The organism is Candidatus Peregrinibacteria bacterium, from assembly GCA_016220175.1.
Lineage (GTDB): Bacteria > Patescibacteriota > Gracilibacteria > CAIRYL01 > CAIRYL01 > JACRHZ01.
Genome location: JACRHZ010000056.1, coordinates 22,290 through 35,808, shown reverse-complemented (window position 1 = coordinate 35,808; position 13,519 = coordinate 22,290). Strand labels below are relative to the sequence as shown.

Genomic DNA, 13,519 nt, shown 5'->3' with positions numbered 1-13,519 from the left:
TTTGTGCTTTCTGTGCTTCGTATGGAAGGTAATCCCCAGTATTTCTTTCCACTTCTCTCTTGATCACCGTATGACCCCTTCCCAGCTGTAATCCTATCGATCTGTACGACTTTTTCTTTTCTAACATCCTCTCTATTTCCACTCGCTCTTTGAAGCTGATTGGCTTGCGAACTTGTTTCATGTCTAGAAATAAAATATAAACTTATTTTATCTCTAGGGTGGTGCTTATAATTTTAGAATGTACGGGACAAAATTTAAAATTGACGTAATCTTCATTCTTCTTTACAATTCCCTGGCTTTTTATGCATGTAATTCCCGCTCTATGCCTCGAGGAGAAAAAAAAAGGATCATCGTACAACTCTTTGCTGAAGGAGGAACTCTTCTTGGGCAAAAGTATATTTACAATAAGAACGAAAACCTCGCACTATTTAAAGAAAAAGTAGCTGCGAGAAAGGTGCTCAGATACTCTCCAAAGGACAGAAAAAGAATTCCTGTGGTAAAAGTGAAGGAAGAGAAGCATTCATCATCGTAGAGAAGGAAGTAGGAAGTAGGAATCAGGAAGTAGGAAGCTCTTGGCGTAGGTTTTTGTCTATGTCTATATTTCAAATCGGAAATACTGATTCTCAGTTTTTCCGAGTATTTCGTGTGGGCTTCCACATTGAATCTCAAGAGGCGCTGAGGGGAATTCGTGAGATGCGAGTCCTGAAATATTGCTGTCTGTAGTTATTATTTTTTTGAGAAGCCAATTTGTTCCATTGCTGATGAGGTAATACAATTCAGTAAATTTCTCCGGATTTTGACAAATGAGATGGATTTGAGGATTCTCCTCAAGAGGAAGAACACGCCTCAAGCTCGGAACGAAAAAGAACGAACGTGATTCTTTGCCAATATTACTTTTGATGAGGAGAATATCTCCTTTGAATACCTGAAGATCTGTGAGCACTTCTTTTTCCTCAGAAAAAAAGATGCGATATTTTCTTTTTTCCAGAATGCTCACTTCATAGAGTTCCTTTGGAGTGAGGACAAAAAGTCGATGCTGCGCTTCATCTGGAAAGATTCGTGCATTTTGAACTTCATCACCAAGCTCAAGAATTGCGAGCAGAGATGATTTTTCACCATCTTTTTGACGTATTTCTCCCGAATTTGAAATGGAATATTTTTGTGAAATATTTTCCTGATCTGGATTTTTCCAATTCGTGGGCATTTCTGGAAAAGTGGAAAGAACGGGAATTCGAGAAAGAGAAATTTCAAAGGAGTTTGGTGCACGCCAAAACACTTCGATATTTTGCGTACTCGAAAAATAGCCTTCTTTCTGAATCGTCATCTGATATTTTCCTGGGGAAAGATCGACATTGCAGGCGGACACACCACAGAGAAAATGCTCTCCTGACGTTTTGTTTAGAGATTTTACATCAATGGTGAATGGTTGCACGTTTGTAGAAATACTGAGAGTTCCCTTGTAAATCCATAAGTTCCAGGCAAACGTTCCCGCAAGAACGAAAATGAGGAGAAAAAGCCAGAGGATAGTGCGTTTTTGGGAGAACAAGCTGGAATAAATTATAAATTTTGAATTCTAAATTTTGAATTAAAAACAATTCAAAATTCATAATTCAACATTCAAAATTAGAAAAATGGGCTTTCATAATACTCGATCTTTGGAGGATTTTCTAAGAAATCGATGGTGATGACGTCGATTTGCCAATCACGCTCTTCTGGAATGTTTTTCTTTTCGAGATACGCAAATGCAGTACGGTATATTTTTTCCTTTTTCTGATCTGTTATCGATTCAATGGCATCGCCGAAAAAATCGTTTCTTCTCGATTTTACTTCCACAAAGAAAATTTTTTTATCTTTTTCTGCAATAATATCGATTTCTCCTCTTTGTGTTTGAAAATTTCGATCGAGAATAGTATAGCCTCTTTTTTTGAGATATTCTACGGCGAGATCTTCGCCTTTATCGCCAAACTGTCTTCGAAGTGTCGGCATTATCTGTATTTCTCAGTGTTTCCTAGAGAAATGGGGAAAAAACATTCCAAAGAGAGAGAACCCCAGAAGCGACGAGCGGAATGAGGAGATTATCATCGATAGGGTGTTTGAAAAAATAAATGCGGGGAATTTCAACAATCATAGCGAGGAGTGATGCGAGGAGAGCGGGGAGGAATGGGACAAATGCTGTCGCCGTCAAAGCCGACAAAATAACGGCAATAACATGTCCATCGACATTTTTCTCAGGCCAACATGGGATTTTCCATTTTCCTAAGAATCGTCCGTAGATATGCGAAATAGAATCTCCTACCGAAAGAATAAGAATACTCGCAAGTGCGATTTCTCTTGGAAAGATGGCAACCACTAAAAAAGCACTTACAATAAAAAAGAAAATTCCTCTTCCTGGGAATTTGAGAATATGCTCGTCACGTTCAAAAAAGGCAAGTATTCGCTTGATGTAAGACTTCTGACCATATTTTGATTTCCAATAACACACAAATGCGGCAAAAGTACATGAGGTAGCCGCCAAAAACCACGCATCAATTATTTTGTGGAAAATAAGTACACTGAGAACTATGCCGAAACATAAATGCGCAACTTGCCGCCGAATTTCGAGAAGGACAATTTTGTTCATGCCAAAAAGAATTTTCTCTGAAATGGAGGGAAAAGTAAAATTGGGATTTCACAGAAAGACGCCTATTTTTTATTATTTTTCAAAAGGATGACTGTACTTCACTAAATTCTCTTTCTTTTCTCTCCTCCATTTTTTTACTTGAATCTCCCTTCTCATTGCCTCGGAAGAGGTTTTGAATTTTTCGAAATATATGATTTTAATTGGTCTTCGTTGCTGAGTATATTTTGCCCCCTCCCCCTTGTTATGTTTTGTTTCTCTTGCTGAAACATTCTTACATGATCCTGCATAAAGGGAGTTATCCGCACAACGAGCAAGATAAAAATATGGCATATAATTTTTCAAAGTAAAGGGTCCCTCGACAAGCTCGGGACATTCGACTCCTATAATATAAATACAGAATGGTCGAAGACCATGAGCGACTCCGAGCGAAGCGAGGAGGAGTCGAATGGTGGGCGGTGAGGGATTCGAACCCCCGAACTCAGGGAGAACAGATTTACAGTCTGTCGCCGTTGACCACTTGGCTAACCGCCCATACGAATTATGAAATTATAATAGCAGAAAAAAGAAATTTATGAACCTTGCGATTCGAATGGCTTGCCATACGAAGCTTGCGTCGCAAATTCTTGATATTTGCCCTTCTTCACTAAAGCTTCGAAGGGCATCCTTCGCAAGCGAAGGATGGAGCCGGCACTCGGACTTGAACCGAGGACCTGCCGCTTACAAGGCGGATGCTCTACCGCTGAGCTATGCCGGCAAAATCGCCCGTGGATTCTACCTTAAAAAACATTCCGTGGTCAAAGAAATTATGCTATTCTCTGAAGGCTCATAAGGGCACCGGTGGTCGCCCAGCCTATTCTTCATCGCACATTCGACCTTTTACATTTGTCAGTATATTTCTTTCCTCGATGTGCTCTGCAGAATGGGCTGGGAGGAAAGTCCGGGCTGGAAACAGAAGGCTGACTCCTAACGGGAGCATCCCGAACGAAAACTTCGGGAATGGAAAAGTGCCACAGAGACTATAACTCCGCTGAAGCGGAGGAATGTGAAAAGCCCAGTACCAACATGGTACGGGGAGTTCTCAAGTAATTGAGAAACCTTGGTAAACCCCAGCTTCCAGCAAGGCGGGATGGAGAATACAAAAAAGGAGCTGTCCGTTTGTATTTTGTATTCGCCCGCTGCATGAAGAAAATGGCGACATTTTCTCAAGAGAGATGACTGCCCCGCATCTTCTTGTTTCCAATTTTTAGAATTCAAAACATTTGGTGATAAGAAGATGCGGAACAGAACCCGGCTTATGTGTTCTTATGAGCTTTATAATTGAGGATCCCCATTTTTAATAGAATGAATGCCCACTCGTACTGAAACATCACCTCTTCTCGAATTCCGCAATGTGGAGCGGACTTTTTCACGAGAAAAGAATGCGTGGACATTCGGTCCTCTCTCTTTGCATATCCAAAATCGTGAAAAGGTTGCCATCGTTGGTCCTTCGGGCTCAGGAAAGTCTACTCTCCTTCACCTCGCTGCAGGTTTTCTTGAGAGAACATCAGGACAAATTTTGTTTCAGAACCAAGATATTTCAAAAATGCAATCCAAAGAAATATGCCAATATCGAAACAGTGAAATGGGCTTTGTTTTTCAAGATTTTTATCTCTTCTCGGAGTTCTCACTCCTAGAAAATATAGCAATGCCACTCTTCATTTCAGGAGAGTCTGCTTCCGCACGAAAAACAAAGGCAGAAGGAGCTTTAAGAGATGTTGGGCTTTCTCATAAATCAACAAATAAACCTCAAGAACTTTCTGGAGGAGAACGACAAAGAGGCGCAATTGCGCGAGCTATTATTCATCATCCAAAAATACTTTTTGCAGACGAACCGACGGGAAATCTTGACGGAAAAACTGGAGAGCTTATTTTGAAGCTTCTCCACAGACTTTCAGAAGAATACCAGATGACACTTCTCATCGTAACTCATGATGAGAAAATAGCGAACTTCACGGACAGCGTCATCCATTTGGAAAATGGAAAAATGGTTCGTGATGAGAATTCTTAAGTCTATAGTTGCGCCTGAATTTCTTGGAGTGTTTTTACAAACTCCGCAACATCTTCTGCATCGAGCATAATCGTGCTTTTTTGTCCGCCACGAGATTTCTCTGAAATTTTCACGAATTTGCCATTTCTACTTTGTTTTAAATCAACGAAAAAAGTTCGAAATTTCGCGCTGATTTTCTTGGAATAAATTTCATCAGCAAATCCGCTTCCCCCCTGAGAAGAGGTTTGAGTTTGACCCTGAGTTTGGGTCTGAGTTTGAGACGAAGATGAAGTTGCCACAGGCGGTGTTGCAGCAGCTGTGTCGTCCTGCTGAGGAGCGACCACTACTTCTCCAGAATCATCTGCAGAAGCTTCGGTCTCGATATCTGCAAATGGATCATCATCATGATTCATATGGTATAATAAAAGAATAAATTTTTCCGCATTTTTAGGTACAAGAAAATGTACGGGAGAAAAACGCTTCTTAAATCTTTCCAAAAAATGTCAATTTCGTCAAATGTTTCTTCCCATTTTTTCACATTCCTGACATAATCCTCTTGATTTTTAATTTTTTGCTAATATATGACGATTTTTGAAGTAATTTTACTCGCGCTTACACTTTTTGGTTTTGGGGGGATTTTCTATTTTTTGAAAATATCCAGACCAGAGAAAGGAACTCAAGATGAAGAAGAAACGGCAAAAAAACTTTTTGAGGAGAATTTTCAAATAAAATCAAAATTAGAGCTGAGCCGCGAAGAAATAGGAAGACTCTCAAGCGAACTCGAAAGTGCTCGTTCGGAACGGGATAAGCTTGAGGGAAAAGGGAGACAAGCGTATGCAGAACTCACTGAATATAAAGAAGAAAATAAAAATCTTCGTCATGAACGAGATGAAATAAAGGCAAAAATTACGAAGTTTGAATCGGAAAAAGAACGACGTGAGAAAGATCACGAAAAACTGATCGAGCAACTCGAAAATTCACGAAAAAAGCTCGAATCCGAGCAGGCACGAGTAATTCGTGAAGATGAAGAACGTTTGCAAAAAGAGAGAGAAGAATATGACCGCGTGTGGAATGATCATGAAAATTCTGCGATTTCTCAGCTCAAGGAAATTTGCCAGCGACCTCAATTCTCTTTTAATTTTTTTGATAATACAAATTTGCCAGCTGATTTTGACGGAAGTTTCAAGCCTGATTTTCTCGTCGATTTTTTGGGTCAATATATTATTTTCGACGCAAAAATAGCGAAGGATATTCCCAATTTATCAAAGCGTTTAAATGAAGAAGTTAAAAAAACTGTCGAAAAAATAAAGAAGAGTGAAAATTCATCGCAGATTTATTCGATAGTATTCTTTATTGTTCCTACGGTATTAATGCAAGGTCTTAAAAAAACATATTTTTATGAAGAAGGATTTCATTTTTATATTGTTACCCCCGAGGCGCTAGAATCGATTATCGCTGCGTATAAACGAATAACAGAATATGAGAAAATTTCAGAACTTGACCCTCAGGAGCGGGAAAATATTGTGAATCTCATAGCACATTATGATCGGCATATTTCTTTTCAGAATGCTACGAATGTTTTGTTAGCTTCGGAGGGCCTCAAAACAATGAGATCAAAAGAAATTTTAAATTCAGAATTTCTCTCGGAGATTGAGATAAAAAAGCAAACAATGAGATCACCTCGATTTGATACTGATATTAAAAAACTTACCCAAAGTCTTGATCTTCAGGAACGGGAAATTCAGAAAATGGTGAATCCGAAAGTGGAGATAGGGGAGAAGGAGATGAAAGAGGTGCAGGAGAGTTTACTGTAGTCGTTAGATCAGCATCCCCAGTTCTTCGAATATTTCGTCGTGAATTTCGGGAGTAATGCGGTGAGGATTTTCATCAACTTTCCGCGCTCGGACTTGAAATCCTTCCAGATCGAGTCTCAGAAATCTTTTAAATAGTCGCGAGAGGGGAAGAGTTTCGCTCCTTCGTATTCTATAGGTGATTTTTCTCCGAACTTCTCCTGTTCCTTGAGTTGAATCTGATGTATGGATTCCGATGAGATTTGCATCATTCCGCATGCTAATAACGCTCGAGATATATTCATTTACATTTTCTTTGTCGGGCGGAAGTAAATCGATTTCCCAACATTGGTCTTCAGGAAGTGTTAGCGTTATTCTTGACTGCACTTCTTCTTGAAATATTTGGCACAAGTCAACTTTTCCTTTTCCAATGAGTGTTTTTAGTCCAGCAGAAGAATATCTTTGTGGATAGTATTGAGGATTTCTCTTTCGTAATAGGGATAATAATTTTTCATTTTTTCGGTCCTTTATTTTTTGATGTTGTTCTCTTTTCCTATCTTCTTTTTTCTCTGTGCCTTGTAATTTTGGATCACTCTCAATTCTCAAAATTATTTTTCTTTTTTCTTCCTCGCTGAGGAGCACATTTTCAGGAATTCTTTTGACGATTGTATCGATTTTTCTTTCGCCTAATCGGAGTAAAAATAAATCCGTTATTGCGTTCAACACATTTATCTCTCCAGCTCCAATTGCTGCGTAAAACTCTTGATCATTTTTCAGATCATATCCCCTTATGCTATTTCCAGATTGAATATGTTTTTTAACTTCATCAGGAGATATATCTCCAAATACAGAGGCAATTTTTTCAAGATGAATTCTTCCTTCTTCTTGAATTTCTGCTTTCATTCGCTCTCCAACTTGTTCTTCCTCTTCTTTTGACAGATTTGCTCGGAGTCTTTCAGTTTCTTGTTTTTTTGCTACATCAATTCGTCTTTTTGGTTGGAGATGACGGCTTCGAATAATTCCTTGAGTAAAAGGTGTCGCGAGGTATCTTGCCGACCGCAAAAATTCGAGAGAGTTCGCATCTTCTCCTTCTTCAATAAAAACAACTTGTCCGGGAGATAATTTTTCAAAGAGTGAGCAAGGACGTCCAAACGACTCACTTCGAGTGGTTTTTGCAAGACGCGCGCCCGTGGCTCTTAAGGCGATATCTCCATGAACTTGTACAGTAAAATCCAAAACTCTTGCATCACGAGACAATACTTTTGCTTCATGTTGAGGCGTATACACCGTCATGTTTGCGTCAAATACCTCTTCGGCAGCTTCAAAGATATTTCTTCCTTTTGATTCTTCGCTCAAGATGTACTCTATTTTTTCTTTCATTTCTTTTTCTAGATCCTTATTCCCAAGGGGAATTCTTTCTTCTGAAACTTCGTCGTTTATTCGGAATTCCAAGCGGCCTCCAAATTTTGGATTGGAAACAACTACTCTCGTTCCGAAACGTGTTTTATCGGAATGAAATCTTCCATTTGTCGTAAAATTTTTGCGGATATGTTCAATGATTGCGTCAGTATCTTCAGGATTTTTTACTATTATTGCGATTTTGAAATTCCTCTGATATCGATCGAGATCGAAATCGGCGATAGTCAGCTCTTCATCTTCTTTTGCCGCCGCTTTTCCTGATCTGTTATTGAGAAAACTCGAAAATCTTCTTTCTTCAACATTCACCGCAGAAATTCTTCGAGATATACTTGGGTCTGAAGCAAAGCCTTCGTATACAAGATTTATTTTTTCATTGTTTTTCCCGAGAAACTTTGTTTTCCCTTTCGCCATCTCTTCATCAAAGGCTGTCAGAAGCGCAGAATTTTTCCCTGCCGCAAAACTAAAACGATTTAAATCTTCTTCCAATCTCAAATCTCCCTGAAGTCGCGCAAGGCGCGAATGTACCTGCCGAGTCTCCTTTATTTTTTTAGTTCTTGTTGACGGTCTCAACTCTGGAAATGTAGCAGAATTGTTTCTTCTGTCACGTAATTTTATTCTGCAAGCATTTGGGTCTTTTAGCATAGCAATAAGTAATTTTTTCAGATTTTTTGCATTTGTTTCTTCAGAGGTTTTACCTTCTTCTTTTGTGACGGCATATGCATTCGAAAGTGCTGTTTCAAGGTCTTTACGAATTCTTTCCACTTCACCTAACTGCTCGATCTTTTCTCTATACAGTGGAAGGCTCGTCAGAATTCTGATCATGATGTCACGATAATTTTTTGTTCTGAGAAGAAGGATCAGTCTTGCAATCAGGTCTTCTATATCGTCATGAAGAAATACGCCTAATTGAGTGCTTCTTTGTAAGAATCGACCTCTTATAAGGTCGATGAGTGCTCCTACCAAATGTGAAAGATATGGTTTGCAGAGAATTGCGCCATTCTCAGAATTATGTATTACAACGTACCCCAGATATTCTTCAGGGGCGTTGAAGATTCGTTGCTTCCTTGATATTTCAAGGAATTTCCAACTCGACCACACCATTTCATGCGCAGTTGATATTTTTCCAGCAGTTACTACTTTTGGTTTTTCTTCCAAAATACTTTCTCTCCTTTGTCTTCTGAGCATTTGTACATTTTGCCAATACAATGCATGAAATGTATTTTCAACGCAGGCGTCTTCAGCTACTCCTCTGTATGTTTTTGCCATTTGTTGTTCGCTTAATCTCGCCTTCTCAGGAAAGAATCCATAGGTTCCCATCTCGATTCGAACATCAATCATTCTCCTCAAAAGGACATCATCTGGGATCGCTCGAATTTTCTCAAAAATATCGCTAATTTCAGGATCAACTATGTCTCGTGGCGCTGAAGCAGGAAAACGACTCGGAGCGAGTCCTGTCTTTCCATCGTAAATCCCTTGAATAAATGGATGAATTCCATCACAAAACTCAAGATTAGTCTGGAATGTATATTGCGGTCGTAAATATAATCCCGCTCCTCTATCAAAGACATATCGCGTATCAGGATTTCCGGTATTTGGTGTAAACAGACGATGTAATGTCGGAGTTGTTTCCAAGCAGAGATTGCAGAGATTGTGTGTATTTTAAGCATAAAATACTGACAACTGCAATGTCTCCGTAGTCTTTCATGGTCTATGAAAGCAACTTCCTCATCACGTCATTCCCCATCCCTACAAATACGCCTCCTTCCTGTGCACCACATTCACAATGACGAGAATAACGACTTGTTTCGTTTTCTGGTCAATACGAAAAAGAACTCTATAGTCTCCAACTCGAAATCGATGAGTTGCTTCTTTAAAAATTTTTAATTTTTTCCCGTACCGAAAAATATTTTCTCTTGAAGAGGAGAAATATTTTACTTTGAGAAGTATCCTTTCTGCAGTTTCTGTATCTAGTTTTTGAAGCGCTTTTTGAGCCTTTCCTGAATATTGAACATGAATCATAATCCGTATTTTTTCATAAGTTCTTCTTGACTAATTGAGTCACCATTTAAATATTCCTGCCAAGATTCTTCCACCTCTTCTTCTAATGTTTTCTTGTACTGAAGAGGCTTCAGAATAATATTTTTGTCATCAAAAAATACTTGAAAACACTCAGTGCCGACCTTGTCCCTGATTTTCTTGGGAATCGTGACTTGTCCGCGTGAGGTAGCGTATACAATTTTGGTCATAAATAAGAAAATAAGTATTTCGGTAAATAGTATATTCCTATTTTCTTATTTTTGCAATAACTTCTTCATCACCGCATTCACCATTTCCGGATTCGCCTTTCCTCCAGTTCTCTTCATCACTTGACCAATAAATGAACCAAAGAGTTTATCTTTTCCACCTTCGTATTCTTCGACGAGTTTTGGATTTTCGGCAAGAACTTCTTGGCAAATTTTCTCCAGTTTTTTCTCGTCGGAAATTTGGCTCATTCCCTTTGATGTGACAATTTTTTCTGGATCTCCACCTTTTTCTTTCATCTCCACAAAAATTTCTTTTGCGATTTTTCCTGAAATTTTTCCGCTCTCGATCATTCCAATCAGTTTTCCAAGATCCTCAGCGGAGAAGGGGAGTTCAGCAAGTGATTTTCCGCTCTCATTGAGCACTGCGAGCACTTCAGAAATCATCCAATTCGCCGTTTTTTTCGGATTCCCAGAAATTTTTGCAACTGTTTCAAAGAAATTGCTTACCTCGAGATCGTTCACCAAAGTTTCTCCATCATTTAGAGAAATTTCGTATTCCGAAAGATATCGTTCCATTTTTTGAGACGGAAGTTCTGGAACTTCTTTCTTCAGTTTCGAAATATATTTTTCCTCAAATGTCAGTGGTGGAATATCTGGTTCTGGAAAATATCGATAGTCCATGGCTTCTTCTTTATTTCTCTGCGACAGCGTAATTTCTTTCGCATCATCCCATCCTCGTGTTTCCTGAACGATTTTTTCTCCTTTTTCTACAAGTTCAATTTGCCGATCTATTTCATATTCCAGAGCTTTTTCAATATTTCGAAATGAATTCATATTTTTCACTTCGACTTTTGTTCCCAATTTTTCGGCGCCTTTTTTTCTCACGGAAACATTTACATCACAGCGCATCATTCCTTTTTCCATATCGGCATCGGAAGTTCCGAGTGTTCGCAGAATTCGCTGTACTTCTTTGAGAAATGAAGAAACTTCTTTTGGAGTGCGAAAATCCGGTTCTGTCACCATTTCCATGAGCGGTGATCCGGCACGATTCAAATCGACCAATGTCATTCCATTTTCATGCGTCAATTTCCCCGCATCATTTTCGAGATGAATGCGATGGAATCGGAATTTCTTTTTTTCTCCTTCCACAAAAATTGTTACAGTTCCATTTACCGCAATCGGCTCATCATACTGAGAAATTTGGTATCCGCTCGGGAGATCGGGATAGAAATAACTTTTGCGATCAAATTTGGAAGATTTGGGAATAGTGCATCCCATCGCGAGCGCCGTAAGAACTCCTTTGTGGAGGGCTTCTTTATTGAGCACTGGAAGTGATCCCGGAAATCCGGCACAAACATCACAAATATGTTCATTTGGTTCTGCTTTCCACGTGTCATTGGAACATCCACAAAACATTTTCGTTTTCGTTTTAATGCGGGCGTGAATTTCGAGTCCCATAACGGATTCGTAAGCAGAGTGCATATTTTTTGAATAACATCCACGGAAATATTGCCAGATTTAGGCTCTTCTGTCATCCCAATATTCCTTTGTCATTCCCGCGAAAGCGGGAATCTCAATTGAAATCAATGAGAAAAGGAAAAGTAAATGGCATCAATGACTTTTTGAGGTTTTTCTTTATGGTAATTGAGATCTCGGGTCAAGCCCGGGATGACAAATACCAAAGAAGAATTTTTTCAATACACTTCTTTTAAATAGCAAGACTCACAATACACATTTTTCACATCTGATTCTGGAGGAATGCTCGACTCCACTTCTTTTCGGCACTTCGTACATTCTCTTTGAACAAGTTTTCTTGGTTTTCGGGAATTTACTCGATCCGTATACCTCTCATCGGGATGTTTTCGTGGAATTGGAATTCCGAATTTTCTGTAAAACTCGAGTTCTTGTTTGATAATTTTAAAAGGTTTTTTCGTTACTTCACACAAAATTGCCCAATTCAAAATATCATCGGGAACTTCTGAAATATATTCTGGAAGTTTTTCCGCAGGAATAATTTTTTGTGATTCGGGAACGCTCGGAATATCTTTTGACCAACGAATTCCTTTCTTCTGTGCTTCTTCTTCGGTGAGTGGATAATATTCCTGAGCTCTCGTTTGATTGTACGCAAATGGAGAAAATTCGATCGGGAAAAATTCTCCATATTCTCCTATCTTCCTCATGTGATCTCGTATTTTCGCTGCCAGTGCCTCATATTCTTCCTTTGAATATTGTTTGTTTAAAATGCAATATTCCGCCTGATTCATTCCGGCGCATCCAAAGAGATTTTTGGAATTTTGCGTAAAATCGCAATATTCCACATTTCGATTATCATATGCGAAATGACAGCCAATACAGTTGTAACCGTTGGAAATCGCGTGGCATTCATACATGAGTTCCGCCCAGCCAACGTGATAGACATCCATAGAATCTTTCATATCAATTGCGTCAAACATATACGTGCAATCTTCGGCATCGATTGTATCGAAAGAATAGATACAATTTTTTGTATTGAACAGAATATCACCTGTAGAATTTTCTGTGTTTACGTGATACAGCGCCGGATGAAGAAATTTTTCTCGTTTCATACGCTGATATTCTTTTTTCAAACTTTCCAGCTCTGAATGTGAAAGTGGAAAAATACTCTTCATTTTTTCCTTAAATTCTTCCTTCGTGTATTTGGTATTGTAAAAATAATATTCTGCATTTCTTAAATTCGAACTCATGAACGAATTTCTCGAATTGATGCAGTCATAACAAAACCATAAATTGTTACACCGCTTTATAAATTCTGAGAAAAAACACTGAAAGCTTTTTTCCGCGTAATACGTTTCATAGCATAATTCTGAGCCTTTTGTGATATACGAAGAGTCAAAGAGATCCCGTGAAGAAACGATCCAATCGGAATAATACACATCTTCCGATTCAAACGTAATTGCAGAAAGATAACAATTTTTATTTTTTCCGGAATGATTCGTGTATTCCGAATTTTCACTTTGTTTATTGACCAGTGAAAGTCTCGGAACTTCAAGTTGCAGTTCTCGAAATTGCTCAAAAAATGGCCGTGAAAAATCAAAATCTCTTCCATAACTTTTTGCATCCCATTTGTCCGACCACCAAAAACTTTGGTCATAAACCTTGAATGGAGAATCAGGTGGGTACATGGAAATAATACTTTTCCCGGTCGCATCGCATTTTCTTCTGAAAAAATGACGTTCATTGCGCCATGCAGATCTTCGTTGCTGTCTGCAATCTACACAAAACGATGGCTCAAGAACCGCAATTTTTTTATAAAATTCCTTGTCACGAATTGTGATTTCAAATGACGCCGAACAGTTTTTGCAGGTTTTTTGCATATGTATAATGAGTATATTTTTTTTCTCAAATTCTGTCGACGGATCTCGTCAACAGAATCGCATGTGTA

Annotated in this window: 14 protein-coding genes, 2 tRNA genes and 1 other RNA gene; 4 read left to right on the top strand and 13 right to left on the bottom strand. The window is 38.7% G+C overall.

The genetic code is table 11. The features are described 5' to 3' along the window. Positions 1-181: helix-turn-helix domain-containing protein (locus tag HZA38_04585; protein MBI5414761.1), on the bottom strand; the 181-nt coding region annotated here is incomplete at its 3' end. A 141-nt stretch (positions 182-322) separates the two neighbouring features. Here HZA38_04585 and HZA38_04580 point away from each other — a divergent pair. After that, positions 323-532 carry a hypothetical protein gene (locus tag HZA38_04580; GenBank protein ID MBI5414760.1) on the top strand — a complete coding sequence of 70 codons (210 nt, stop codon included), beginning with the start codon at positions 323-325 and terminating at the stop codon, positions 530-532. Positions 533-595: 63 nt separating this feature from the next. Here the strand turns inward: HZA38_04580 and HZA38_04575 are convergent, their stop codons facing one another. The 6 genes from HZA38_04575 to HZA38_04550 all read right to left on the bottom strand — a co-directional run bounded on the left by HZA38_04575 (position 596) and on the right by HZA38_04550 (position 3,374). Further along, entirely contained in the window at positions 596-1,546 is a 951-nt protein-coding gene (locus tag HZA38_04575) for a hypothetical protein (GenBank protein MBI5414759.1), read from the bottom strand. 77 nt (positions 1,547-1,623) lie between these two features. Beyond that, on the bottom strand, positions 1,624-1,986 hold the full coding sequence (locus HZA38_04570) for a YraN family protein (protein MBI5414758.1): 363 nt from the start codon (positions 1,984-1,986) through the stop codon (positions 1,624-1,626). A 22-nt stretch (positions 1,987-2,008) separates the two neighbouring features. Then, positions 2,009-2,620, bottom strand: a complete 612-nt coding sequence (locus HZA38_04565) for a hypothetical protein (GenBank protein ID MBI5414757.1) — start codon at positions 2,618-2,620, stop codon at positions 2,009-2,011. A 72-nt stretch (positions 2,621-2,692) separates the two neighbouring features. Further along, positions 2,693-2,950, bottom strand: a complete 258-nt coding sequence (locus HZA38_04560) for a GIY-YIG nuclease family protein (protein ID MBI5414756.1) — start codon at positions 2,948-2,950, stop codon at positions 2,693-2,695. A gap of 116 nt (positions 2,951-3,066) precedes the next feature. Continuing rightward, a tRNA-Tyr gene (locus HZA38_04555) sits at positions 3,067-3,151 on the bottom strand. A 148-nt stretch (positions 3,152-3,299) separates the two neighbouring features. Continuing rightward, positions 3,300-3,374 (bottom strand) — tRNA-Thr (locus tag HZA38_04550). A 70-nt stretch (positions 3,375-3,444) separates the two neighbouring features. Here HZA38_04550 and rnpB point away from each other — a divergent pair. Next, positions 3,445-3,931, top strand: an RNA gene (rnpB, locus tag HZA38_04545) — RNase P RNA component class A. 34 nt (positions 3,932-3,965) lie between these two features. Beyond that, entirely contained in the window at positions 3,966-4,667 is a 702-nt protein-coding gene (locus HZA38_04540; GenBank protein ID MBI5414755.1) for an ABC transporter ATP-binding protein, read from the top strand. A 2-nt stretch (positions 4,668-4,669) separates the two neighbouring features. Here HZA38_04540 and HZA38_04535 read toward each other — a convergent pair whose 3' ends face one another. Next, the gene (locus HZA38_04535; GenBank protein ID MBI5414754.1) at positions 4,670-5,059 is read right to left on the bottom strand and encodes a hypothetical protein; all 390 of its coding nucleotides are present in this window, start codon (positions 5,057-5,059) and stop codon (positions 4,670-4,672) included. Between the two features lie 168 nt (positions 5,060-5,227). Here HZA38_04535 and HZA38_04530 point away from each other — a divergent pair, with 168 nt between their 5' ends. Then, positions 5,228-6,460, top strand: coding sequence for a hypothetical protein (locus HZA38_04530; GenBank protein MBI5414753.1), 1,233 nt, complete (start codon positions 5,228-5,230; stop codon positions 6,458-6,460). Between the two features lie 3 nt (positions 6,461-6,463). Here the strand turns inward: HZA38_04530 and HZA38_04525 are convergent, their stop codons facing one another. From HZA38_04525 to HZA38_04505, 5 genes are all read right to left on the bottom strand, one after another. After that, entirely contained in the window at positions 6,464-9,487 is a 3,024-nt protein-coding gene (locus tag HZA38_04525; GenBank protein MBI5414752.1) for a hypothetical protein, read from the bottom strand. 114 nt (positions 9,488-9,601) lie between these two features. Continuing rightward, positions 9,602-9,874, bottom strand: a complete 273-nt coding sequence (locus tag HZA38_04520; GenBank protein MBI5414751.1) for a type II toxin-antitoxin system RelE/ParE family toxin — start codon at positions 9,872-9,874, stop codon at positions 9,602-9,604. Further along, positions 9,871-10,101 (bottom strand): AbrB/MazE/SpoVT family DNA-binding domain-containing protein, encoded by a 231-nt coding sequence (locus HZA38_04515; GenBank protein MBI5414750.1) that lies wholly within the window; start codon positions 10,099-10,101, stop codon positions 9,871-9,873. Before HZA38_04515 ends, HZA38_04520 begins: the two co-directional genes overlap by 4 nt. A gap of 45 nt (positions 10,102-10,146) precedes the next feature. After that, the gene (gene gatB, locus HZA38_04510; protein MBI5414749.1) at positions 10,147-11,580 is read right to left on the bottom strand and encodes an Asp-tRNA(Asn)/Glu-tRNA(Gln) amidotransferase subunit GatB; all 1,434 of its coding nucleotides are present in this window, start codon (positions 11,578-11,580) and stop codon (positions 10,147-10,149) included. A 212-nt stretch (positions 11,581-11,792) separates the two neighbouring features. Next, a complete protein-coding gene (locus HZA38_04505; protein ID MBI5414748.1) occupies positions 11,793-13,451 on the bottom strand; it encodes a hypothetical protein in 1,659 nt (552 codons plus the stop codon). Positions 13,452-13,519: the final 68 nt, after the last annotated feature.

What these genes read in the sequence shown, in the direction of transcription:
- HZA38_04530 (MBI5414753.1), top strand. Translation starts at nt 5,228, where the DNA reads ATGACGATTTTTGAAGTAATTTTACTCGCGCTTACACTTTTTGGTTTT.
- HZA38_04505 (MBI5414748.1), bottom strand. Translation starts at nt 13,451, where the DNA reads ATGCAAAAAACCTGCAAAAACTGTTCGGCGTCATTTGAAATCACAATT.
- HZA38_04570 (MBI5414758.1), bottom strand. Translation starts at nt 1,986, where the DNA reads ATGCCGACACTTCGAAGACAGTTTGGCGATAAAGGCGAAGATCTCGCC.
- HZA38_04520 (MBI5414751.1), bottom strand. Translation starts at nt 9,874, where the DNA reads ATGATTCATGTTCAATATTCAGGAAAGGCTCAAAAAGCGCTTCAAAAA.
- gatB (MBI5414749.1), bottom strand. Translation starts at nt 11,580, where the DNA reads ATGCACTCTGCTTACGAATCCGTTATGGGACTCGAAATTCACGCCCGC.
- HZA38_04535 (MBI5414754.1), bottom strand. Translation starts at nt 5,059, where the DNA reads ATGAATCATGATGATGATCCATTTGCAGATATCGAGACCGAAGCTTCT.
- HZA38_04560 (MBI5414756.1), bottom strand. Translation starts at nt 2,950, where the DNA reads ATGCCATATTTTTATCTTGCTCGTTGTGCGGATAACTCCCTTTATGCA.
- HZA38_04580 (MBI5414760.1), top strand. Translation starts at nt 323, where the DNA reads ATGCCTCGAGGAGAAAAAAAAAGGATCATCGTACAACTCTTTGCTGAA.
- HZA38_04540 (MBI5414755.1), top strand. Translation starts at nt 3,966, where the DNA reads ATGCCCACTCGTACTGAAACATCACCTCTTCTCGAATTCCGCAATGTG.
- HZA38_04565 (MBI5414757.1), bottom strand. Translation starts at nt 2,620, where the DNA reads ATGAACAAAATTGTCCTTCTCGAAATTCGGCGGCAAGTTGCGCATTTA.
- HZA38_04515 (MBI5414750.1), bottom strand. Translation starts at nt 10,101, where the DNA reads ATGACCAAAATTGTATACGCTACCTCACGCGGACAAGTCACGATTCCC.